This is a genomic window from Paraburkholderia sp. WS6, from assembly GCF_030464835.1.
Taxonomy (GTDB): Bacteria; Pseudomonadota; Gammaproteobacteria; order Burkholderiales; family Burkholderiaceae; genus Paraburkholderia; species Paraburkholderia madseniana.
Genome location: NZ_JALQCK010000019.1, coordinates 59,136 through 82,716, shown reverse-complemented (window position 1 = coordinate 82,716; position 23,581 = coordinate 59,136). Strand labels below are relative to the sequence as shown.

Annotated in this window: 19 protein-coding genes; 12 read left to right on the top strand and 7 right to left on the bottom strand. The window is 62.0% G+C overall.

What is annotated here, in order from left to right:
* Nucleotides 1–19 precede the first annotated feature (19 nt).
* From M0D64_RS22545 to M0D64_RS22535, 3 genes are all read right to left on the bottom strand, one after another.
* The gene (locus tag M0D64_RS22545) at nucleotides 20–1,273 is read right to left on the bottom strand and encodes an ABC transporter substrate-binding protein (RefSeq protein WP_266259301.1); all 1,254 of its coding nucleotides are present in this window, start codon (nucleotides 1,271–1,273) and stop codon (nucleotides 20–22) included.
* 74 nt (nucleotides 1,274–1,347) lie between these two features.
* Entirely contained in the window at nucleotides 1,348–3,342 is a 1,995-nt protein-coding gene (locus tag M0D64_RS22540) for a beta-galactosidase (protein ID WP_266259300.1), read from the bottom strand.
* A gap of 11 nt (nucleotides 3,343–3,353) precedes the next feature.
* Nucleotides 3,354–4,511 (bottom strand): ABC transporter ATP-binding protein, encoded by a 1,158-nt coding sequence (locus M0D64_RS22535; RefSeq protein WP_266259299.1) that lies wholly within the window; start codon nucleotides 4,509–4,511, stop codon nucleotides 3,354–3,356.
* A gap of 196 nt (nucleotides 4,512–4,707) precedes the next feature.
* Between M0D64_RS22535 and M0D64_RS22530 the strand changes: the two genes are divergently transcribed.
* Complete coding sequence (locus M0D64_RS22530; protein ID WP_266259298.1) at nucleotides 4,708–5,742, top strand: LacI family DNA-binding transcriptional regulator; 1,035 nt, start codon at nucleotides 4,708–4,710, stop codon at nucleotides 5,740–5,742.
* A gap of 252 nt (nucleotides 5,743–5,994) precedes the next feature.
* Nucleotides 5,995–6,759 carry a flagellar brake protein gene (locus M0D64_RS22525; protein WP_266259296.1) on the top strand — a complete coding sequence of 255 codons (765 nt, stop codon included), beginning with the start codon at nucleotides 5,995–5,997 and terminating at the stop codon, nucleotides 6,757–6,759.
* Between the two features lie 101 nt (nucleotides 6,760–6,860).
* On the opposite strand, the gene M0D64_RS22520 is transcribed toward M0D64_RS22525, so the two are convergent.
* Both M0D64_RS22520 and M0D64_RS22515 read right to left on the bottom strand, forming a co-directional pair.
* The gene (locus tag M0D64_RS22520; protein ID WP_266259295.1) at nucleotides 6,861–7,409 is read right to left on the bottom strand and encodes an ureidoglycolate lyase; all 549 of its coding nucleotides are present in this window, start codon (nucleotides 7,407–7,409) and stop codon (nucleotides 6,861–6,863) included.
* Between the two features lie 48 nt (nucleotides 7,410–7,457).
* Nucleotides 7,458–8,402, bottom strand: a complete 945-nt coding sequence (locus M0D64_RS22515) for a LysR family transcriptional regulator (RefSeq protein ID WP_266259293.1) — start codon at nucleotides 8,400–8,402, stop codon at nucleotides 7,458–7,460.
* A gap of 299 nt (nucleotides 8,403–8,701) precedes the next feature.
* Between M0D64_RS22515 and M0D64_RS22510 the strand changes: the two genes are divergently transcribed.
* The 5 genes from M0D64_RS22510 (at nucleotide 8,702) to M0D64_RS22490 (ending at nucleotide 14,536) form a co-directional block, all read left to right on the top strand.
* Entirely contained in the window at nucleotides 8,702–9,859 is a 1,158-nt protein-coding gene (locus tag M0D64_RS22510) for a branched-chain amino acid ABC transporter substrate-binding protein (protein WP_171927393.1), read from the top strand.
* A gap of 434 nt (nucleotides 9,860–10,293) precedes the next feature.
* Nucleotides 10,294–11,298: a sugar ABC transporter substrate-binding protein gene (locus M0D64_RS22505; RefSeq protein ID WP_154558518.1), complete on the top strand. Its 1,005-nt coding sequence runs from the start codon at nucleotides 10,294–10,296 to the stop codon at nucleotides 11,296–11,298.
* Between the two features lie 177 nt (nucleotides 11,299–11,475).
* Complete coding sequence (locus M0D64_RS22500) at nucleotides 11,476–12,462, top strand: ABC transporter permease (protein WP_171927394.1); 987 nt, start codon at nucleotides 11,476–11,478, stop codon at nucleotides 12,460–12,462.
* A 19-nt stretch (nucleotides 12,463–12,481) separates the two neighbouring features.
* On the top strand, nucleotides 12,482–13,279 hold the full coding sequence (locus tag M0D64_RS22495) for an ATP-binding cassette domain-containing protein (protein ID WP_054039035.1): 798 nt from the start codon (nucleotides 12,482–12,484) through the stop codon (nucleotides 13,277–13,279).
* A 30-nt stretch (nucleotides 13,280–13,309) separates the two neighbouring features.
* Entirely contained in the window at nucleotides 13,310–14,536 is a 1,227-nt protein-coding gene (locus tag M0D64_RS22490; protein ID WP_171927395.1) for an ROK family transcriptional regulator, read from the top strand.
* Nucleotides 14,537–14,546: 10 nt separating this feature from the next.
* On the opposite strand, the gene M0D64_RS22485 is transcribed toward M0D64_RS22490, so the two are convergent.
* Nucleotides 14,547–17,627 carry a transglycosylase domain-containing protein gene (locus M0D64_RS22485; protein ID WP_266239703.1) on the bottom strand — a complete coding sequence of 1,027 codons (3,081 nt, stop codon included), beginning with the start codon at nucleotides 17,625–17,627 and terminating at the stop codon, nucleotides 14,547–14,549.
* 179 nt (nucleotides 17,628–17,806) lie between these two features.
* A complete protein-coding gene (locus tag M0D64_RS22480; RefSeq protein ID WP_266259292.1) occupies nucleotides 17,807–18,790 on the bottom strand; it encodes a LysR family transcriptional regulator in 984 nt (327 codons plus the stop codon).
* 164 nt (nucleotides 18,791–18,954) lie between these two features.
* On the opposite strand from M0D64_RS22480, the gene M0D64_RS22475 reads away from it, so the two are divergent.
* The 5 genes from M0D64_RS22475 (at nucleotide 18,955) to M0D64_RS22455 (ending at nucleotide 23,570) form a co-directional block, all read left to right on the top strand.
* Nucleotides 18,955–19,887, top strand: coding sequence for a dihydrodipicolinate synthase family protein (locus M0D64_RS22475; RefSeq protein WP_266259291.1), 933 nt, complete (start codon nucleotides 18,955–18,957; stop codon nucleotides 19,885–19,887).
* A 188-nt stretch (nucleotides 19,888–20,075) separates the two neighbouring features.
* A complete protein-coding gene (locus M0D64_RS22470) occupies nucleotides 20,076–20,645 on the top strand; it encodes an RNA polymerase sigma factor (RefSeq protein WP_097396066.1) in 570 nt (189 codons plus the stop codon).
* Entirely contained in the window at nucleotides 20,645–21,439 is a 795-nt protein-coding gene (locus tag M0D64_RS22465) for an anti-sigma factor (RefSeq protein ID WP_266259290.1), read from the top strand. Before M0D64_RS22470 ends, M0D64_RS22465 begins: the two co-directional genes overlap by 1 nt.
* 15 nt (nucleotides 21,440–21,454) lie before the next feature.
* Nucleotides 21,455–22,771 carry an FAD-binding oxidoreductase gene (locus M0D64_RS22460; RefSeq protein ID WP_266239708.1) on the top strand — a complete coding sequence of 439 codons (1,317 nt, stop codon included), beginning with the start codon at nucleotides 21,455–21,457 and terminating at the stop codon, nucleotides 22,769–22,771.
* A 118-nt stretch (nucleotides 22,772–22,889) separates the two neighbouring features.
* Nucleotides 22,890–23,570, top strand: a complete 681-nt coding sequence (locus tag M0D64_RS22455; protein ID WP_154558526.1) for a TetR family transcriptional regulator — start codon at nucleotides 22,890–22,892, stop codon at nucleotides 23,568–23,570.
* The last annotated feature ends 11 nt before the right edge of the window (nucleotides 23,571–23,581 follow it).

Below are 23,581 nucleotides of genomic sequence, written 5' to 3'. Positions count from 1 at the left end.
AAGCCCGGGCCACCACCGCTCACTTCTTATAGATCCGCTTACGCGTCTGCTCGAGTTGCGCGAGCACGTCGTCGAGCTTCGACGGATCGGAGATGAATTGCTGCATCCCCTTCATCCCTTCATCGGCCATTTCCTTCGTCATGTCGCGATCGTAGAACTGCGCAATGCCGCCCTTCGTATTCGCGAGAATCTGGAAGCCAATCTTCGAAATCGGATCCTCAGGTTCCGGCGATTTGCTGTTCGCCGACAAGGAGCCGAGACCGGTCGCCAGCTTCGCGCCATTTTCCGGGGTCTGGACGAACGCCAGGAAGGCATGCGCATCCGCCTTGTTCTTCGCCTTCGACGGAATATGCAGCGATTCGACTGGACCGTCTTCGGCGGTCGGCACGTTCGCGTCGATGATCGGAAACTGGAAGTAGCCCATTTCCGGCTTGACGTTCGGCGGGAAACCACCCGTGATGAAGGTGCCCATCAGCATCATCGCGGCCTTGCCCTGGAACAGGAACGGCTGCACCGCATCCAGATCGTAGGAAAGCGAATTGTCGATGAAATAGCCGGCGTCGATCAGTTGCTTCCACGTCGTGTAGACCTTCTTCACACGCGGATCGGTGTACGCGATATCGCCCGCCATCAGTTTCTGATGGAACGCGTTGCCGTTCAGGCGCAGATCGAGATAATCGAACCAGCCGGCGAGCGTCCATGAATCACGGCCAGCCACGGCAATCGGCGTAATGCCCGCCGCTTTCAGCTTCTTGCAGTCGTCGAGAAACTGGTCCCACGTTTTCGGTTCGCCGGTAATGCCGACCTTCTGGAACAGGTCCTTGCGATAGAACATGCCCCACGAGTAATACACGGTCGGTGCGGCGTACTGCTTGCCCTTATACGACGACGCTTCCTTCGTCGACGCATACATGTCGTTCCAGCCATTCTTCGCCCAGTCGCCGCTCAGATCGTCGAAGAGGCCGCGCTGCGCGTAATATGCCATGCGCTCGCCGTCATGCCAGTTGACGATATCGGGCGCGACGGTGGAGAGCCAACCGGGCAACTGAACTTTGTACGCTTCTTCATCGACGAACGACACTTTCACGTCGGTACCGGGATGCGTTTTCTTGAAGTCGTCGATGATCGACTGCCAGACTGCCCGTTGACTCGCGCCCTTGAACGCGATGTTGACCGCGAGCGTGCCGGCCTGCGCCGTGCTGACGACGGACACGCCCGCGGCGGCCGCAGCCAGCGCGAGTGCCAGCAGAATCTTGCGAGGTTTCAGTGCCATGTTGCTGTCTCCTTTATGCCTTGATTTTGCGTCGTTGTTGTTACTGCATGGAATCCTTCGTCCAGCGCTATCGATCAGTTGCCCGATCGATAAACGGCCACACCCTGCGGTTCGATAGCGCGCGAGCCGATCACGAAAGCATCGTCGGCGACATCGGCCAGCGTGTGCGTCTGATCGCCGTAGTTCAACACGTAGGTCAGCGCGCCGCGACGGCTGAAGCGCACGGTGTCGCCGAGCGATATCGTGTCGATGCCCGCTTCTTCAGCAATCTGCTTCAGAAGGCGGACCGTAAGCGCATCGTCGAACAGGCTCGCGAGGTAATGAAACGCGCCGCTTTTCACGTAAGCAGGATGGCCGTCAGCGAAACGGGCACGCACGTCGAGCGAATCCACTGTATCGCTGTCGCTGTCGATGAAATCGCGCCAGTGGCGCGCAACGCCGTCCTCTGCGGTCGCTTCCTGGTTATCCACGAGCAGCACGGCTTCGGTCACATTCGGCCGCATCGATTCGACTCGCCACACACGCAGCGGCAATACAGAAGCGAGCGCGCCCGGCGGCAGATTCGCCGGAATCTGCACGTCTGCCGTCTTCGAACCGGTGCGGGGACCCAGCACGACTTGCGCGCCCGAGCTCGCGAGCCGAGCGGCAAAATCCGCAGGCACAACCGGCAGCGGCGGCACGATGATCAAACGATAGCCGTCGAGGGCTGCATCGACCGGCACGATATCGACGTCCAATCCGAGCGAGCGCAGCGCCGAGTAATACTCGAACGCGAAGCGCGGATAGTGAAAGTCCGCGCCCTGCGGATGAATCTCGAAGAGCCACTTCGCTTCGTAGTCGTAGACGAGCGCAACCTTCGAGCGGATCGCAGCGTTGGCGTCGGCGTTCGCGGCGAGCACCGCGCGAATCTCGTCCGCAACCTGCGCCGCTTCGTTGCCGCCCACATCGAGCCGGTTATCGGGCGTATTCAAACCAGCGTGCATCTGCTCCTGCGCAAACGGCGCCTGGCGCCAACGGAAATACGACACGCAACCCGCGCCGTGCGCGAACGCCTCCCAGCTCCACAGCCGCACCATGCCGGGCAGCGGCGCCGGATTCCACTGTGCCCAGTTCACCGGGCCGGGCTGCTGCTCCATCACCCAGAACGGCAGCTTCGACATACCGCGGTACACGTCATGATTGAACGACGCAAAATCGGGATGCCCGCTGCGCAACCAGCGCGCTTTCACGTCCGGCGCAAACCACTGCTCTTCGAGCGCGCCGAGCGGATAGCTGTCCCACGCGGCAATGTCGAGATCGGCCGCCACCTTGTAGTGATCGAACTCGGTAAAGAGCTGCATAAAGTTGTGCGCGACCGGCCGCCCCGGCGAATGCGCGCGGATGATCTCGACCTGCATGCGGTTGTAGCGCGCCACTTCGTCGGAGGCGAAGCGCCGGTAATCGAGCCGGTGCGACGGATGCGCTTCGGTGACGGTCGCCACCGGCGCGTCGATCTCGTCGAAGCTGCGGTACTCCATGCTCCAGAACACCGTGCCCCACGCACGGTTCAGCGCATCGATCGTTTGATAGCGCGCCTTGAGCCACTCGCGAAAGCGCCCCACTGCAGCCGGCGAATAGCTGACCACCGTATGATGACAACCGAATTCGTTATCGGTCTGCCAGTAGGCAACGGCCGGATGCTTGCCGTAACGCTCGGCAACCGCCGTGCAGATTCGCTGCGATGCTGTGAAATACGAAGGCGAGGAGAAATCGTAATGACGGCGTGAGCCGAAAGCGCGCGGACGGCCGTCCGCACCGATCGGCAGAATGTCCGGATGACGGTCGATCAGCCACTTGGGCGGCGTCGCGGTGGGCGTGCACATGACGACCTGCAGACCGGCCGCGCCGAGTACATCGACCGCGCGATCGAGCCAGCCCCAGTCGTACTCGCCAGGCGTTGGCTCCATCCGGCTCCACGCAAATTCGGCGATTCGCACCTGCTCGATGCCAAGCGCTTTCATCCGGCGAGCGTCGTCTTCCCACATCGACTCCGGCCAGTGTTCCGGGTAATAACAGACTCCAAGGCGCATCCGAATGTCCTCTATGCGTAGTGTTCGACGGATTCGAGCGAAGCGGCGGCAAAGCCGTCTTCGGTAAACAAATGGCAGGCGCGGCTGGGTACGCGCAAGCTCGCGCGGTCGCCCGGCGCGAGGCGTGTGTCGCCGGGCGCCTTGGCGATCAGCGTGGCGCCGCCGGGCTGATCGAGGTGGACGTAGCTGTGCTCGCCGAGTTGTTCGACGAGGGATACGGTGCGGCTCAGAACGGCGTCCTGCGGGTTTTCAGAAGCAGCTGCGTCGATGAATTCCAGGTGTTCAGGGCGCACGCCGAGCGTGACGGGTTGCGCCGCCTGGAGTCCATCACCGCTGACTGGCACGCGCACGTTCTCGGACGTATCGTCGAGCGTGACGATCACGCCCTGCGGATCAACCGACGCCACCCGCCCCGGCAAAAAGTTCATGCGCGGCGAACCGATGAAACCGGCGACGAAGCGGCTCTTCGGACGGTGGTACAACTCGAGCGGCGCGCCGATCTGCGCGATGCTGCCGTAGCGCTCAGTGTCCTTACCCGCATGCAGCAGCACGATCTTGTCGGCGAGCGTCATCGCTTCGATCTGGTCGTGCGTGACGTACACCACGCTGGCTTTGGCGAACTGCTTATGCAGCCGCGCGATTTCGATGCGGGTCTGGCCGCGCAGCGTCGCGTCGAGATTGGAGAGCGGCTCGTCGAACAGAAACACGCCCGGTTCGCGCACGATGGCCCGGCCAATCGCCACACGTTGACGCTGTCCGCCGGACAGTGCTTTTGGCCGACGCTCGAGCAGCGCCTCAAGTTGCAGGATGCGCGCGGCTTCCCGCACCTTGCGGTCGATTTCTTCCTTGGGGGTTTTGGCCAGCTTGAGGCCGAAAGCCATGTTCTCGAACACGGTCATATGCGGAAACAGCGCGTAACTCTGGAACACCATCGCCACACCGCGCTGCGCCGAAGGGACGTCGTTGACGAGGCGGCCGGCAATCGACAGGTCGCCGTCGGTCACGTCTTCGAGGCCGGCGATCATCCGCAGCAAGGTGGATTTGCCACAGCCGGACGGACCGAGAAACACGCAGAACTCATTCTCGCCGATCTCCAGATCGACATCGCGGATCACCAGCGCGCCGTCGCCATACGCCTTCTGCACGCCTCTCAACGAAATGCTCGCCATCGCATCGACTCCGTGATTTAATCGGCTCGACGTCGGAGATTAAGCGCTTAATCAGCAGGGCCGAAAAAAATCGATCGCTACCGATCGCTGGGGCCTTACCTGTCTCCGATATCGTTTTGTCTGTGCGGCAAATGGTGCCGCGCCTTGGGCTGCGATGCAAATGTCGGACACCCATCCCAAATATTGAATACGCATTATGACAACCCTTAGCGAAGTCGCGCGTCACGCCGGCGTCACCCCTGCCACGGTGTCGAACGTGCTGCGCAATCGCGGCCGGGTCGGCGCGAGCACCCGGCAGCGGGTGCTGGACGCCGTCGACGCGCTCGGCTACCGCCCGCATCTGGCCGCCCGCGCGCTCGCCGAGGGCCGCGCGCCGACGCTGGCGTTGATGGTGTCGAGCATTGCCAATCCGTTCTATCCGGAGTTCGCGCTCGCGGTCGAACACGCGGCGCGCAGCAGCGGCCACTTCGTGATCATCTGCAATACGAACGAAGATCCGCTGACCGGGCGGGCCTATCTCGACCAGATCGCGGGGACGCTTTCCGAAGGCGTGCTCGTCACCAATGCGAACCTGGACTTTGCAGACCTTCATACGACCGAATCGCGCGGCACGCCCGTGGTGCTGTGCATGTGGGAACGGCCGAATGAACCGCCGGGGCTGCCATGTGTAGCGGTCGATTTTCGTCTGGCAGGCGAACTGGCCGGCACGCATCTGCTGACGCTCGGCCATCGGCGGATCGGCGCGATTGTCGGCAGCAAGGCCTCGGGCATTCACGCAGCGCGTTACGAAGGTTTTGTCGATGCGCTGCATGCGGCCGGCGCGCCGAAAGGACGGGTCAAGCATGCGCCCGATACGATACAAGGCGGCTACGCCGCAGCGCGTGCGCTGCTGGAAGCCGATCCGAAACTCACCGCGATCTTCGCGACCAACGATCTGCCGGCGCTCGGCGCGATGCACGCCGCCGCCGATCTTGGCCTGAACGTGCCGGGTGATCTGTCCGTGATCGGTATTACCGATATTCAACTGGCGCGCGAATCGCGGCCCGCGTTGACGACAGTCGCCGTGCCGACTGTCGAAGTCGCCGACCTGGCAGTGTCGCTGCTGCGCGAGTTGATTGAATCGTCGTATGGGCAAGCAGGTCGTCAACCAGCGGCAAGCGTGCCGATGCGAATTTCCTCGGCGCCGAAACTGGTTGTGCGTGCGTCGACGGGGGTGCCGCGCCCGAGGTAACGTGGCCGTAACAACATCGAGGACGTTACGTAGCGAACCCTGACTGCGGCCGCCCTCACCTCTCAGGCCACCGTCCGCAAACGCCCGTATCAAGCGGTTCCACGGCAAAAATACCGTTTCGATCAGTCCATCCATGCAGTTGGCACGGTCCCTGCAATAAAGCAGGAAAAGGCCGAGCGCCGGCATGACTCACATGCCGCCTGCGCTCCCCCAACCGGCCAGGCCAGGGCCATAACAAGCATGGATACTCAAATGAATGCCGATCTTCTGCTGGACGCCGATCTCGCCGAACAGACCACCGACGCAGACTCGACCTTCGCGCAGCGCCATCCCTTGCAAATCGCGGTCTGCCTGCGCAAGCTGATGGCCGGACAGGACTTCGTGACGGTGGAATTCAACGGCCGCCAGATCGTTACGCAGGTACTCGATGTCGATTCGCGCAATGCCCGCTTTATCTTCGATGCCGGCAGTACGCAGTTGGACAATTCCGCGCTTCCGTCTGCGCGCCAGTTGATCTTTCGCAGTTTGCCAGGTGGCATTCGCACAGAGTTCATAACGCTTAACGCAAACCCCATCATGTTCGAAGGGCTCCCGGCTTTCGAGGCGGCCTTCCCTACGCTCCTGCACTACGTTCAACGTCGTGAATTCTTCCGCGTGCAAACGCCCGTGCTGGATCCGTACATCGCTAGCGGGCCGTATGTGGACGGCGGTTCGTTCCGGCTGGAACTGCAAGATCTGTCATTGGGCGGCGTGGCGTTGAAAACAGCCGATGCGCGTTTCGGCGCGCTGGAAAGCGGCACCGTATTGCGCGACGTCACGCTGCAACTCGGCAGCTTCGGCACGCTTGCGCTCGATCTGGAAATCGTCGCGCCACGGCAATTGACTACGCCGAAGGGCGACCTGCGCTTCGTGATCGGCTGCAAGTTCGTACAGACGCCGGGACTGGCCGAGCGAACCTTGCAGCGTATCGTTACGCAACTCGAAACGAAGCGTCAAAGGCTCACGCCGCGCGGGTGAGTTCCTTCCGGTAAGTCCCTTCAGGCACGAACCGCGCTGGAATCGCACCGGATTCCAAACCGGATTGCTGAACCTCGGCACCTTCACTGAAGCGTCGACGCCTATATGAGGCCCGGCGCGCCGACAAGCTGGTACGGCGGAATCTGCCGAATCGCGCTTTCACCCGCAGGAGCGCCCGTGAGCAGATGGACGGCAAGGTCGAACGTCGTCGAGCGGCGCGTAAGCATTAGGCAGGTCACTTCATTCTGCAATGCACGCGTGGCGTGCCAGCAGCGCGGCCGCATGCAGACCCCCTCCCCGACGGGCACCTTGAAAGCTGCCAATGAATCAAGGTTAGGGTGCCCGTCCGGTGTACTCGTCGCGACAATCTGAACGAGAGGTCCGGTTAGCGGCACCACGGCCTGCTCAGTCAGCCAATGCGCCTCGAGCTTCATCACCTCAGCTTCGCAATCGCGGTATCTGACCCACAGAATCTCAGGATCTCCGGAAAGTCCGGCATCGAACAGATGCTCACGCCAGAAATCGGAAGACGGGCTTGCGAACGAAGGCGCAGCGCTATCCTCCGGAAACGGCTTGCCTAACATCCATCCATAGGGTTCGAAAGCGCCCGCAGTAAGCGGTTGAATGGTCAGAGGCGTAGCAGTCGGCATCTCGGTTCGGACCTTTGATAATCCAAGAAAAACATCATGGGGTGCCACTCAATGAGGCGGCAGCGCTTCGTCGGTGTCTGGAAAGAGCGCGATATCTGGTCCGTTCTCCAGGCTGAACTCTCGCATGACCTTTTGCGCCAGGTGCGTGATCGACTCGCATAGCAAACTGTCCGGACTGCGCCGGAAGGATGCGAAAAGCGGGAGTTCCGGGACTCGATGCGTCACTTTCAGCAGTTGCAGATGACCGGACTCCAGCTCGCGGGTCACGAAAGCTGTCGGCAGAACCGCAATGCCGAAACCGTCGAGTACGAGTCTGATAATCGCCGCGACCGAAGACACGCAGTTGATTTGCACGCGCGGCTCGCCGGCGGCTGCAAACAGGCCAGCTACAAACACATGCGGCGACGAATGACGGGCAAAGCTCACAATCGGAAAGCTCGCCAGTTCAGCTTCCGATAGTGCTTCAGCCGACAGATTCAGCGACGGACTCGCCACCCATCGCATCGGCAATGCACCGAGCGAAACATTTTCCGCGTCGGCACCCGCGACCACCGTGCTCAAAAAAGCGATATCCACGTTGCCGTTAACCAGTTGCACGGACAGATTCGTCGAGGTGTCGCAGGTCAGCTCAATCGTCAGGTTCGGATATTCGTCCCGCACGCGCCGTAGTAACTCGGGAAGCCACGTATGCACGACGGACTCCATCACGCCGACCCGCAACAACCCGCTCACATGCGAGCGGTCGCTTACGCTTGCGAGCATGTCGTTCGTGAGTTTCAGAATCTGCTCAGCGAAGGCCAGCGCTTTGGTCCCTTCCTGGGTCAGCTTGACGTCGCGCGGTCCCCGATCGAATAGACGCACGCCGAATTCCTGCTCGAGCGCAGATATCCGACTGGAAATTGCGGCCTGTGTCGCATGCAAGCGCTCCGCTGTCAGGCGGAAATTGCGCAGCTTTGCAAGCCATACAAACGTTTCTAGAAAACGGACATTCATCAGACACCTTGTATGGTCAACGGACGCACAATCAGGTTCCACGTATTGCGCCCGCGCAAACGAACAGCTTCAGTGCATTGGCAGAGTTTAGCGCCGCAAAATCAGGCCCGTGACAACAAAAACTGGCCACCTGGACCAACTTTTTGTTGTGACCGCGACGGCTCAACGCACAAGAGGCGGCCTATCGGGAAAGCCCTGGGGGCAATCAGATTTATCTATTGCCGGTCAATAAAATAAGTCGTTGGACGGAAGAATTTGGCGTTCGAATACTCATTGAACCGAAAACCAAGGAGCCGCCCATGTCACCCTCGTACAGTAAATTGAACCGGACGCTGCAAACGAGCGCCGCTGCGCTGCTGCTGAGCGCAGGCAGCGCGAGCTTCGCCGCGGAGCCGGCCGTGATCCTGATTGGTCATGCCGCGCCCTTGACAGGGCAGCTCGCGCATATGGGCAAGGACAGCGAAAATGCGGCGCGGCTAGCAATCGACGAGATCAACAGCCAGCATCCGGTGATCGACGGCAAGGCGGTCCGTCTGCAACTCGACGCTCAGGACGACGCTGCCGACCCACGCACAGGGACTCAAGTCGCCCAGAAGCTCGTTGACGATGGTGTGGTAGCCGTAGTCGGCGATATCAACTCTGGGGTTTCGATCCCGGCATCGAAGATCTACAGCGAAGCCAGTCTGGTGCAGATCTCGCAAGGTTCGACCAATCCCACCTATACGCTGCAGGGCTTCAAAACGACCTTCCGCGTCGTCGCGACCGACGCACTGCAAGGTCCGGCCCTGGCTCGCTACGCAATCGACTCAATGCACGCGAAGCGAATTGCAATCGTGGACGACTCAACCGCATACGGCCAGGGTCTCGCGCAAGAATTTGAAAAAGCGGCAACAGCACGAGGCGCCGTTATCGTGACCCACGAAGCGACAACCGACAAAGCTGTCGACTTCCGGGCGATTCTGACGAAGATCAAAGGTCTGAAACCCGACGCAATCATGTATGGCGGCTCGGACGCAACGGCCGGCCCGCTGGCGAAACAGGCAGCTAACCTCGGCATCACCGCAAAGGTGCTGGGAGGCGACGGTGCCTGCACAGATAACATGACGCAACTTGCCGGCAGCGCAATTGGCAACGTGACGTGTTCAGAAGCCGGACTTGCCTTGTCAAAAATGCCAAAGGGTCAAGACTTCGACAAGCGATACGTGGCGCGCTTCAGAACCCCCATCGACGCCTACGCTCCGTTCACGTATGACGCCGTCTACGTTATCTATGACGCCATGAAGCGGGCGAATTCGACCGACCGATCGAAAATTCTCGCAGCGATGCCTGCCACCAGCTATGACGGCGTGATCGGACACATTGCGTTTGACCCGCACGGCGACCTGCGGGACGCCGCGATCACGATCTACCAGTTCAAGGACAACAAGAAGACCGTGATGGATGTCATCAGAATGTGATCCGGCTGAAAGGGACGGATATTGCGTACATGGCGTTACGCTCAGCCACCACTGATTACCCTTCGCGACGGCAGCCCATCCCGTCGCGAAAGGTCACTTAAGACTTCAATTCGCTTACAAGCGAGCCAGGACTTTCCCGAAGTTCCGGTGCTCGACCTTGCATCGCACCATCCCCGCGAAGCCCCGTCACGTAAGGCCCGCTACCCTGTCGGCCGCTTCAGCGCGTCGACGTCCTCTCCGATCGTTTCCTTGACTAGCGTCCCCGCGCCTGCTCTACTAAATCAACCAAAGTGATTTAAGTGGTCGATTTCGAACAGCCTCGGAATCGCATCAGGTTCGAAACCAGATCGCAAACAGGCAGCAAGCGCGCAGCGTTCGCGTGTGCAATCGCCCGCAGTTCACAACGTCGTTGCCAATAACCGGAGGAGCGTCCCATGAATCTGAATTCCCGCAGGCATCCTGTCGCCAGGAAAATCGTGTCGATGTGCGTCGCGGCATCGGCCGTGTGGTGTGTGAGCGCGAGCCAGGCGGCTGATCAGCCTGTCGTCGGCCTCATCACCAAGACCGACACCAATCCGTTCTTCGTGAAGATGAAACAGGGCGCCGAAGCAGCGGCATCGAAAGACGGCGCCAAGTTGCTCACCGCCGCCGGCAAGTTCGACGGCGATAACGCGAGCCAGGTCACCGCCATCGAAAACATGATGACGGCCGGCGCGAAAGCGATTCTGATCACGCCGAGCGACACCAAGGCAATCGTGCCGAGCATCAAGAAAGCGCGCGCCGCCGGTGTGATGGTGGTCGCGCTCGACACGCCGACCGATCCGCAAGATGCCACGGACGCCCTCTTCGCCACCGACAACTTCAAAGCCGGCGTGCTGATCGGCAAGTACGCGAAAGCCGCCATGAACGGCAAGCCCGCGAAGATCGCCACGCTCGACCTCGCTCCCGGCGTCTCGGTCGGCGTGCTGCGTCATAACGGCTTCCTGGAAGGCTTCGGCGTGAAGGAAGGTGATCCGTCGATCGTTTGCAGTCAGGACACCCGCGGCGATCAGTCGAAGGGCCAGACGGCGATGGAAAACTGCCTGCAGAAATCGCCGGATATCAACGTGGTCTACACGATCAACGAACCGGCGGCAGCGGGTGCGTATCGCGCGCTCAAGGCAGCGGGCAAGGACAAGAGCGTGATGATCGTTTCCATCGACGGCGGCTGCGAAGGCGTACGCAATGTGAAGGCCGGTGCGATTGCCGCGACCTCGCAACAGTATCCGCTGAAGATGGCCTCGCTCGGCGTGACGGCGGGTGTCGAGTACGCGAAGACCGGCAAGAAAGTCTCCGGCTATCAGGACACGGGCGTGACGCTGATCACCGATAAGCCGATGACCGGCGTAGACGGCAAAGATACGACGTACGGTCTCGACAACTGCTGGGGCAACAAGTAATACGCACTGAACGGCGGCCCACTTCGCTGGGCCGCTCACGGACTGCCAGCCACTGAGCCGCCGGCCGCGGGATACCCTGCGGATCGCCGGCCCGCCAGATGGCCGGTCTCCGGATCGCCGGCCGCCGTATTTACCCCGTGGCCTGCCCGCCACGTTTATGCATCGAGGACACCTATCATGTCGACACCTTCCGCGCCCGCCGGCCACCCGCGCACCTTCACCGACCGTTTGCCGTCGCTCGCTGAAATCGGACCGCTGATCGCCCTGCTGCTGGCCTGCGGCTTCTTCATTTCGCAGAGCAACCGGTTCCTGTCGTTCCAGAACCTCTCGCTGATCCTGCAGCAGACGATGGTGGTCGCCGTCATCGCCATCGGCCAGACGCTGATCGTGCTGACAGGCGGGATCGATCTGTCGTGCGGGATGGTGATGGCGTTCGGCTCGATCATCATGACCAAATTCGCGGTCACGCTCGGCGTGCCGCCCGTTCTCGCGATTCTGTGCGGCATCGCCGCGAGCGCGTTGTTCGGCGCGCTCAATGGCGTGCTGATCACGCGGATCAAACTGCCTGCCTTCATCGTCACGCTCGGTACGCTGAACATCGCATTCGCGCTCACGCAGATCTATTCGAACGCGGAAAGCGTCTCGAACCTGCCGGACGCGATCATGTTCCTCGGCAACACGTTCAAACTCGGCCCCGCCGATGTCACCTACGGCACAGTGCTGACGTTGCTGATGTATGGGGCGACGTGGTTCGTCTTGCGCGACACCGTGCCCGGCCGGCATCTGTACGCGCTCGGCAATAACCCCGAAGCCGCGCGCCTGATGGGCCTCTCGTCGCAGAAGATCTTGCTCACGGTGTATTCGCTGGCCGGTGCGATCTACGGTATTGCCGCGCTGTTGTCGGTATCGCGCACCGGCGTCGGCGATCCGCAGGCGGGGCAAACCGAGAACCTCGACAGTATTACGGCGGTGGTGCTGGGTGGCACGAGTCTGTTCGGCGGACGTGGCTCGATTAGCGGAACCCTACTCGGCGCGCTGATCGTCGGCGTATTTCGTAATGGCCTGACGCTAATCGGTGTCTCTTCGGTCTACCAGGTGTTGATCACCGGCATGCTGGTGATTCTCGCGGTCGCCGCGGACAAACTTTCCCATCGTCGCGGTTGAACGCCCAAAGGAACCTGTCATGTCGACACCTACTTCCGCTTCTGCCGTGATGCCCGTTCTGCAGGCGCGCGGACTTGTCAAACGCTACGGCAACGTCACCGCGCTCGACGGCTGCGATTTCGAAGTGCTGCCCGGCGAGATTCTCGCTGTGATCGGCGACAACGGCGCGGGCAAATCGTCGTTGATCAAGGCGCTTTCCGGCGCCACCATCCCCGATGAAGGAGAAATCCTGCTCGACGGCAAGCCGGTCAAATTCCGCAGCCCTCTGGATGCGCGCGCTCAAGGCATCGAAACCGTGTACCAGGAACTCGCGGTGGCGCCCGCCATGAGCATCGCCGAAAACCTGTTTCTCGCCCGCGAGCTCGTCAAGCCGGGCTGGCGCGGTTCGATCTTCAAGATGATCGACAAGCGCCGCATGCTCGACGAAGCCACCGCGCACATGAAGGATTTGCAGATCGGCATCCGCTCGATGCGCCAGGCGGTCGAAACCTTATCCGGCGGCCAGCGTCAAGGCGTGGCTGTCGCGCGCAGCGCGGCGTTCGCACGGCATGTGGTGATTCTCGACGAGCCCACCGCCGCACTCGGCGTCAAGGAGGGCAACATGGTGCTCGAATTGATCCGGCGCGTGCGCGATCGCGGCCTGCCGGTGATCCTGATCAGCCACAACATGCCGCACGTGTTCGAAGTCGCGGATCGTATTCATATCCAGCGGCTCGGCAGGCGTGCCGCGGTGGTCAACACCAAAGACATCCACATGTCGGAGGCCGTGGCGATCATGACGGGCGCGAAGCAAGCGGACGTCAAGGCGATTGCATGATGCATGCATCCCGCTGAGGGGCACACGACGATGGAAACCACCGGTACACGTTCGCCTCTCAAACGCACGGTCGGCTCGAACCAGGTCGGCATGCGGCAGTTCAACGAACGGATCGTTCTACAGGCGATCCGTTTGCATGGGCCACTGCCGAAAGCCGACGTGGGCCGTCTCACGCGTCTGTCGATGCAGACCGTTTCGATGATCGTCGACCGTCTGATCGAGGACGGCCTGCTCGAAAAGCAGGCGCGCGTGCGCGGCCGCATCGGTCAACCCTCGGTACCGATCGCACTGCGCGCCGACGGCGCATACACCATCGGCATCAAGGTGGGCAGACGCAGTCTCGACGTGCTGGCGATGGATTTCGCGGGCCACGTGGTGTGCCGCGATGTATTCGACTATGCCTATCCCGATCCGCGCACACTATTCCCCGCGCTCGAAAGCAAACTGGCGCGCGTGAATCAGACGCTCGGCGCGAAGGCGAACAAAGTGGTTGGCGTGGGCGTGGCTGCGCCGTTGTGGCTCGGCGGCTGGCGCGACTTTCTCGGCGCCCCGCAGGACGCGCTGGAAGCGTGGCACGAGATCGACTTGCGCAGTCGCATCGCGACGATGACAGGCTTGCCCGTCGAGTTCGCCAAAGACACCACCGCGGCCTGCGCGGCCGAACTCGTGATGGGCCAGGGCCGCGGGATTCACAATTTTCTGTACCTGTTCGTCGGCACGTTTATCGGTGGCGGCCTGGTGATCGACGGCCGTTTGCATGCCGGACCACACGACAATGCGGGCGCAGTCGGCTCGATACCGCTGAGGGACGGCAGCGCGCGCAAACCCGCGCGGCAACTGCTGCACGCAGCATCGGGTTTCGTTCTGGAAAGGCTATTGAGCGATGCAGGCGTGCCGCCCGCCGCCGCGCACGACCATCGCGCGTTGTCGCCTGAACTGTGGCGGCAAACCGAACAATGGCTCGACACCGCGTGTCCTGCGATCGCCAATGCATTGACCAATGCGGCTGCCTTGCTCGACCTGGAAGCGGTGGTGATCGACGGCGAACTCGACCGGCAACTGGTCCGCGAAATCATCCGCCGAACCGAGCGCGTACTCGATCGCTTCGAATGGGAAGGCATGGTGCGTCCGCAACTACTGGAAGGCACCATCGGCGCCGATGCGCGGGCGATGGGCGGCGCAATTCTGCCGCTATACGCGCATTTCGCGCCCGTGCACGAGCTTTTCCTTAAGCCGGCGACGGACGCCGGCTATTAGGCGTCATTGCTCATTGCGCGGCGACTTTCGCTATCGCAGCCGTTTTAGCAGGCGGATTTTGCAGCAACGGCTGCAGCGCCGGCGCCAACGACTTCAGCAACTGCACCGAGAGCGCACTCGTGAACTCGTAATGGGCCGCATACGGCTCATGCACGTAGGCGGTCAGCGTGCCGTAGAAGCGGTCTCCCATCACAAACACGAAGGTTGCGCTGCGGTTCACCTTGCGCGACTCGATCAGGCGCGCGCCTTTGGCCCACACATTGAAGCGCTGATCACCGGTGCCGGTCTTGCCGTAAATTTCGAGTGTTTGACCATCGGGGAACGTCATGCCCTGCGCGAGACGTTTGGCCGTACCGCCCAATACGACATCACGCAACAGTCCCCTGACCACCCCGGCGATCTCCGGCGACAACTGCTGCTGCGGCGCCACCGCCGCGCGCTGGAAATGCGTTTCGTACGGCGTGTTCTTCGCGAAGTCGAGTTGCGTGAGGCTTTCGGTCGGCACCTTGTTGCCGTTGTTGGCAATCACGCCTATCAGTTGCGCGAGCGCAGCCGGCCGGTCGCCGGACGCACCGATCGCTGCCGCAAACGACGGCGTGAGCGTCGCGAACGGATAGCCGAGCGCCTGCCAGGATTTACCGATCGCATCGTAGGCACGCAGTTCGACCATCCGCTTGATGCGGCGATCCTGGGTGGCGTGATAGCGGGTCTTGAAGAGCCACGAATAAGTCGACAGGCGCACGTCGCGGCTCGCGTTCTGTATCTGGTCGAGCGTTGCCTCGGGATGAGCGCGCAGATAGTTGAGGGTCCACAGTTCCAGCGGATGCACGCTCGAAATGTAGCCACGATCGTTCAGATTGAAGCGGTCGATCCCATATTTGTCATACAGGTTCGCGAGATCCTCATCGTCCAGGATGGAGGCAGCCGGCGTGTTCTTCAGCGCCGCACGCATCTTCGCGTTGAACCACCCATTCGATTCGTCCGGCGCGACGCTGCGCAACACCGTCGCCACTTTAGGCGGCGATTTGCGCACGCCGAGCAGCAGCAAGGCCAATTGCTGCTCAGGCGCCTTGCCGTGGTACTTCGTGTAGAAACGATTCATATACACGCGGCTTTCCTGATCGGCGAAACGCGTGAGATACATCTTGCGAATCGCCGGATCACCCAGCCATTGCGACGACGGCCCGGTGGTCTGCACCATCTCGTAGTGGACGATATCGCGCATCAGCCGCACGAACACCAGATTGACCGAATGCTGGAAGGCGCGGTGCACGGTAAGAATGCGGCTGTTGTCGTCGGATTCGAAGTTGTTGAAGGTCTGCGCGCCGCCGCCCGTGTAAAACGTTTCGCCTGGACTTGCCGAGTATTTGCGTTCCACGGCCGCGTCGAGCATGGCTTGCAGCGAGCGGTCCGAGGTATGCGCCAGATAGTCCAGCGCCCAGCGCGTGAGCTGATCGTTCGGATCGTGCTTCACCGCTTTCAGCTCCGTTGTGCTCAGCGGAGCATAACGCGTATGCAGGTCGGAGACGATCTGCAAATATGTCACCAAGGTGCGCATTTTCGCGGTCGAACCGAGATTCAGTCGCGCGCCGGAATTGATGTCGAATGGCTGGTTCACGCTATCGGTTTGCACCCGCACCAGGTTCGCGCCGTCACGCCGTTCGAACAGCGTGAAGCTATAGGCGATTCTCGACGGGTCGTCGGAGGCGCGCAGCATTTCATAGCCAACGAGCCCCGCGGCCTTTGCACCGTCGCGCGTCGCGGCAGCGGCAAGACGTTCACTCACGGCCTGCTGAACGGCGTTGTTGAGCGTGCCCGTTGCCTGCAGATCCAGCCGGTCGAGTTCATAGAAACTCGGAATGCCGAGCGCCGTCAACAGGTGCGAACGCATCGACGTCACGGCCTTGCGTGACACGAACGAATCGGCGTTCTGCGTTTTTTCCGCTGCGCGGCGCAGATCCACTTGCGCGGACAGCGCGGCATCACGCAGCGGGATCGAAATGACACCACCGGTCGCCAGCAAGCGCAGATAACTATCCGTCAGACGGTCAAGTTCGGCATAGCCGTGGTGCAGGAAATACGACGGCGCACGCTGCGCGATCATTAGCGAGAGCACCTGGCGAAACGCCACGCCCTGCTCGGCGAGATTCTCTTCTGTCGACGGCGCTTTGAGAATGCGGTTGACGTCGTTGAAATCGCGCCCGTACCAGGCGGCCAGACCGTCGCCGATGCCATTGATCTCACCAATACCCGGTTGCGCGGCAAGCGGCACCGAGTTGAGATAATGGACGACGATCTGCTGGCGCGCGGGCATGGTCTGCGGACCATTCAGATAGGCTCGTACCGAGGCGGAAGCGATTTGCCGCAATTTCTCCGGCGGCGTTGCCGTGCGCCCACCCGTCGAGTGGCGGAACTTCTCGATCTGCGTAGCGAGCGTGCTGCCGCCAGGCGTCGACTGATGCCGGTTGAACACGCGCGCGCCCTGGTCGACGAGCGCGTGGCTAAAGCGTCCCCAGTCGATCGCCGGATTACGGTTCGGCTGATCCGGATCGAGCAGATAGCGGTCTTCGATAAACAGCAGCGAATTGACGATCAGCGGCGGGATCGAATCGAAGCTGTCATAAATGCGGCCCGGATACTGTGCACCAAAGAGCGGCGTGCCAGTACCGTCGAAGAGTTGCAGCCCCGCCTGATCTTTTTCGGCGTAGGGAATAAATAGACCGCTATCGGCCAGCGACAGCATTCGCTCGGAATCGCGCGACTGTGCGCTGATTTCAAACCCGCGTTCGAGCAAGCGCTGCTGGAACGACGGCAGCAACGCGTAGCCGAGGCGGCTGTCGTAAGGGCCCTTGTCTGCTTGAGGGAACCGGATGGAATGACTTTGACCGTTCTCGACGGAAAAACCCACGTCGCGCGTGAGTTCGGAGAGATAGCGTGCCTGCAGTCGAGACGTTTCGATCTCGATCTGGACAAAGCGGGCCGCCAAAGCCAGCGCGAGCAGGAATGCCGCTGCCAGCCCCCATTTGAGCCACTTCCTGACAGGCGCCATGCCTGTCGCGCGAAGCGGTAACCGAATCAGTGGCCGATTCATGGCTGCTCTCCCCGAGCGTGCACCATTCTCTTGATTCTGGCGCACCTTCAATCAAGTGTAGCGCGGAACGCGAGTATGCAATCGGTTCGGATTTACCCCACAGTGTCGCCGCCGCAACACCTTCTCGCCGGGCATGGCAAAGCACTAACCGCCATGAGATATTGAAGGTCTTTCGCGCGTCAAAAGAAAGCCGATTCAGACTTTTTTTGTGCCGACGCCGCTTGCCCTTCCATCTGGTCCGTCCGTCCACGCAGTAACTCGATGAATTGCTCAGCCGGCGGCGACAGCACGCCGCCTTTGCGCGTCACAATACCGAAGGTTTGTGAAGGCGACTTCAGTTTGACCGGCACGAAGCGCAACATTTTCTGCCGCACGAACAACTCCGCGATCGCGGTCGGTAACAACGAAACCAGATCGACACTGCTTTGCAGTAATGCGACTGTCACGAAAGTGGAGGCAGTCGAGATCGGGTTGTCTGGCATCTCAAGCCCCGCCAGATCCATCTCCCGTTCGAGCAACGCATGCAAGGGCATATGCGACGGATACATCACCCAGCGGTGGCCGGCCAGGTCACGCAGTTTCACTTCTTTCCTCGGCAACGGCGGATGGCCATAACCCACCACGACGGATAACGGCTCGTCCCCAAGCGGACGGTAGTGATATTTCGACGGATCGGCGGCAACCGCCGCACGGCCGATCACCAGATCGAGCCGGCCTTCGTCGAGTTGCAGCAGCATGCGCGCGCTGGTGTCTTCCATCACTTCGATCGACAGGCCCGGCTGCCCGGCATGCAGATCGTTCAGCGCCGGCACGACGCACTCGGGAATCGCGCCCATGATCGCGCCGATCGCGAGCCGCCCGCCGCGCCCCGAGCGTATCTCGGCGACGTCCTGGCAGAGCGCGGTAAGGTCCGTCGCCACGAGCCGTGCGTAGCGGATCACGCAGTGGCCGAGCTGGTTCGGAATCATGCCGCTCTTCGAGCGCTCGAAAAGCGGCGCCTCAAGCATCGACTCCAGCTCCTGCAACGCCTTGCTAGCGGCCGATTGCGTCATCGACATCGCGCCGGCGGCTTTGTGCAGCGACTTATGGTCGTCGAGCGCGATCAGCAATTGCAACTGCTTCATGCGCAGTCTCGACAGCAGGACGTTCAGGGTGTCTTTCATGAATTGTCGGGCAGCCGCGGGGTGAGTCGCCAGGTGAGTCGCAAAAGCGATCACAAGATGGAAACAATTCAATATACCCGCCACGCACCCCGCCGTATAGTCAGCGACGGAGACATTCAAAGACCCACGCCTCATCACCTCACCTCGGCACAACGCACATCACCATGACCCACACCCACAACCCTGCTCCCATGCGCGGCGTGTTCCCCGTCGCGCCGACCATCTTCGACGAGGCCGGCGGTCTCGACCTGGAAGGCCAGAAACGCTGCATCGATTTCATGATCGACGCGGGCTCCAACGGCCTGTGCATTCTGGCGAACTTCTCCGAACAGTTCGCGCTGTCCGATGACGAGCGCAACACGCTGATGCACGTCGTGCTCGAACACGTCGCCGGCCGCGTGCCGGTGATCGTCACGACCACGCATTTCAGCTCGTACCAGTGCGCTGAACGCAGCCGCAGTGCGCAGGCTGCGGGCGCCGCGATGGTGATGATCATGCCGCCGTATCACGGCGCGACGATCCGCATCGGCGAGCGCGGTATCTATGAGTTCTATCGCACGGTGTCCGATGCAATCGGGATTCCGATCATGATCCAGGACGCGCCGGTCAGCGGCACGGCACTATCCGCACCGTTTCTTGCCCGCATGGCGCGTGAACTGCAGAACGTGTCGTACTTCAAGATCGAAGTGCCGCAGGCGGCGAACAAATTACGCGAGCTGATCGAACTGGGCGGCGACGCCGTGATAGGTCCATGGGACGGCGAAGAAGCGATCACGCTGATGGCCGATCTCGATGCGGGCGCAACCGGTTCGATGACCGGCGGCGGCTACGCGGACGGCATCCGCCTGATCGTCGACGCCTATGCAGCGGGCGACACCGAAGCGGCCGCCGCCCACTATCAGGAATGGCTGCCGCTCATCAACTATGAAAACCGCCAGGGTGGCCTCGCATCGTGCAAGGCCTTGATGAAAGAAGGCGGTGTGATTCGATCGGACGCAGTGCGCCATCCGCTACCGCCGATGCATCCGGCCACACGCGCAGGCTTGCTGAAAGTCGCACGGCGACTCGATCCGCTGGTATTGCGCTGGGGCGTCTAAGCTCAACCTGGAGCAGTCCAAAGCAAAACAATAAGCGCCCAGGCGCAACCCTCGGACGCAAATCCCGGATCCTGCATCCCTATACGCGAACATAAGCCCGGCGGATGCAGCACACGGGGAAAAAACCACATATAAGGTCGGAAGGAAATTGAGTAACATAGGCCCGCAAGCTCACCACACCACTTTCCATGACCGCCGATCCTCGAGAACTGACGCCGGAAACCCTCGCCGAGTTGCTCGAACGCATTGCCAAAGAGGATGCTTCGGCACTACGCGAGCTATATGATCTCGCCGCTCCGAAACTGTTCGGTCTCGCGCTCCGTATATTGAGCAGGCACGAGTGGGCCGAAGAAGTATTGCAGGACAGCTTCGTCAACATCTGGCGCTTTGCGGGCGATTATCGGCGGGCCCTTTCCGCCCCCATGACGTGGATGTCGGCAATCGTCCGGAACCGTGCACTCGATCACCTGCGGCGGGTCAACAAGCAGGAAACCGAATGGAGCGATGCGTTGGACGATCTTGTGGCAACCGGCGATCCGGATCCCGAAGCGCTGACCGCGGTCAGCCTGCAGGCACGTCTGCTGGCCGGCTGTATGCAGCAACTGGAACCGGCGCAGCGTCAGGCGGTTGCTCTCGCCTACCTGCGTGACCAGAGCCATAGCGAGATCGCTGAAGCGCTGACGGTGCCGCTCGGCACCATCAAATCCTGGATCCGGCGCGGCCTTGCCAAGCTGAAGACCTGCCTGGGAGGTGAGTGATGAATCTCCATCGCTATCCTCAACTGGTCGATATGCTGGCCGCCGAGTACGCGCTCGGCACACTGCGTGGCGGCGCCCGGCGACGCTTCCAACGCTACGCGGATCACGATGTGGTGATTCGTCAGGCCATCGAAGAATGGCAGCGGCGGATCTCGCCGTTGGCCGAACTCGCGGAGCCGCGTATGCCGCCGGTCGCCGTCTGGGATGCCATCGAGCGGCGGCTCGGCCTGACGTCGGCTCGTGAGGCTGCGCGCGAGGCGGCACGACCGCGCACCGTGGTCGAAAAACCGGCGCGTCCGTCCGGCAGCATCTTCGAGAACCTCGCCTTCTGGCGCGGCTGGGCGATCGGCGTAACAGGGTTCGCCGTAATCGCCGTGGTGGTTGCCATGCGTTCGCTGTTGCCGTCCGGCGTGACGCCATCCACGGCGCCGACCGTCGCGCAACAGCCGGAAGCGGCCGTCTCGCATGTCGCGGTGCTGAACGACAAGGACGCGCATCCGGTTATGCTGGTCGCGTGGGATGAAGCCCGCTCCACCATGACGCTGCATCCGCTCGGCAAAGTCGACCTGCCGGCCGGCCGGGCGATGGAGTTGTGGGGCATTCCGGCCAATGGCCATCCGGTGTCGCTCGGCATGCTGCCGGACAGCGCCAACGGCAAGGTTACGGCCGGTCAGCAGAAGCCGGAGAGCTATGCGGCGCTGGCGGTCTCCATCGAAGCGCCGGGCGGCTCGCCCGACCACAATGCACCGACGGGTCCGGTGGTGTTCAGCGGCAAGCTGCTGCCGGTGTCCTGATCTACTCTTAGCCCTATGCAAAGCTTTTACGAAGCCACCATCACCCGCGCTGCCGGGCACTCATCCGCTTACGCGCCGCTAACCGGCCGACGGAGCGTCAACGTCTGCATCATGGGTGGCGGCCTCGCGGGCTTGTCCACGGCATTGGGACTCGCCGAGCGGGGCATCACCGACGTCGCCGTGCTCGAAGCCGAGCAGGTGGGTTTCGGCGCCTCCGGCCGCAACGGCGGCTTCGTGTTCGGCGGCTACAGCCTCGATTGCGCGGATCTGCTCAAAACCCTCGGGCCGGCCCGCGCCCGCGAACTCTATGCGCTGACAACCGACGCCGTCGATCTGATGAGGCAACGTATCCAGCGCTACCGCATCGATTGCGACGTGACCGATGCCGGCGTGATCCTCGCCAACTGGTTCGACGAACCTGCAAGGCTCGACACGCAGCGGCGTCTGATGCGCGATTCGTTCGGTGTCGAGTGGGAACCCGTGGCGCCCGCGGAGCTCGCTTCACAATTGAAAACGAGCCGTTATCACGGCGGCCTGTTCGAGCGCAATGCGTTCCACTTCCATCCGCTGAAATATGTGCTCGGTGTCGCGGGCGCCGCGGCCAACGCGGGCGTGCAGATTCACGAGAAATCGCCCGTTGTGCGCTTGCAGCGCAGCGGCGCCCGGCGCGACGGCGCCGGCTTCGTGGTGCATACGCCGCAGGGCGCGCTCGAAGCACGCCACGTGGTGATGGCCGGCGGCGGCTATGCGCGCAACGTCTATGCGCAGGTCGAACGCGCGGTGCTGCCAATCGCTACTTACGTGATGGCCACCGAACCGCTCGGCGCCCGCCTGAAAGACGCGATGGACACCCGCGCCGCCGTCTACGACACCCGCTTCGCCTTCGACTATTACCGTCCACTGCCCGACACACGCATCCTGTGGGGTGGCCGCATCTCGGTACGCGACCGCGCGCCCGACGACATCGCGCGGCTCTTGCGGCGTGATCTGTTGAAGGTCTATCCGCAGTTGCACGACGTGCGCATCGAGCACGCCTGGGGCGGACTGATGAGCTACGCGCGGCACAAGATGCCGCAAATCGGCCGCAGCACGGACGGCGTCTGGTACGCGGTCGGCTTTGGCGGCCACGGCATGGCGCCCACCACCGTCTCGGGCGAATTGCTGGCGGCGGCCATCTCCGGCGAACGGCCGGTGCCCGACGCGTTCGCGGCTTTCGGCCTGACCCGCACCTACGGTGCGCTCGGTCTCGCGGCCGCGCAACTCACCTACACCGCCATGCAGACGCGCGACGCGCTCGCCGCCCGGCGCGCCTCGACCCGGTCGACGCCGTGACGCTATTCAGTACGCGACCCGACACCCGGCTCAATACGCCGCCGCTTATGCCCGAGACCCGCTCCGGAGGCTGGTTTCAGCATGCTAGAATGCGCCGTCATCGCCGCTCGAATACACAATGAAAAAGGGAAGCAAGGCCGCCGAGCCTGATACCAACGGCATCGCGTCCGACACCCGACGCAAGTACGATCCCGAACAGACGAAGCGCAACATTCTCGACGTCGCGACGCAGGAGTTCTCCGCGATGGGATTGACCGGCGCACGCGTCGACGCGATCGCGGAGCGTACGAACACCACGAAGCGCATGCTGTACTACTACTTCGGCAGCAAGGAAGGGTTGTACCAGGCCGTGCTGGAAAAAGTGTATGGCGACATTCGCGCGCTCGAACAGGATCTGCACGTCAGCGAACTCGATCCGATCGAGGGCATGCGCGCGCTGGTCGAGTTTACATTTGACTATCACGACCGCCAGCGCGATTTTGTCCGCCTCGTGACGATCGAGAACATTCATGGCGCGAAGTACGTCGAGCAGGTGAAGAGCTTCAAAGGCCGCAACGTCACCGTCATTCATACGATCGAAGATCTGCTCTCGCGCGGCATCGCGGCTGGACTGTTTCGCAACGACGTCGATGCGATCGACCTGCACCTGATGATCAGCTCGCTGTGCTTTCACCGCGTCGGCAATCGCCATACTTTTGGTACGGCGTTCGGCCGCGATCCGTCGCACCCGCGCCTGCGCGCGCGTCATCGCGCGATGATTGTCGACGCCGTGCTGCGTTTCGTGCGCAAGGAAGACTGAGGCAAGCCTGA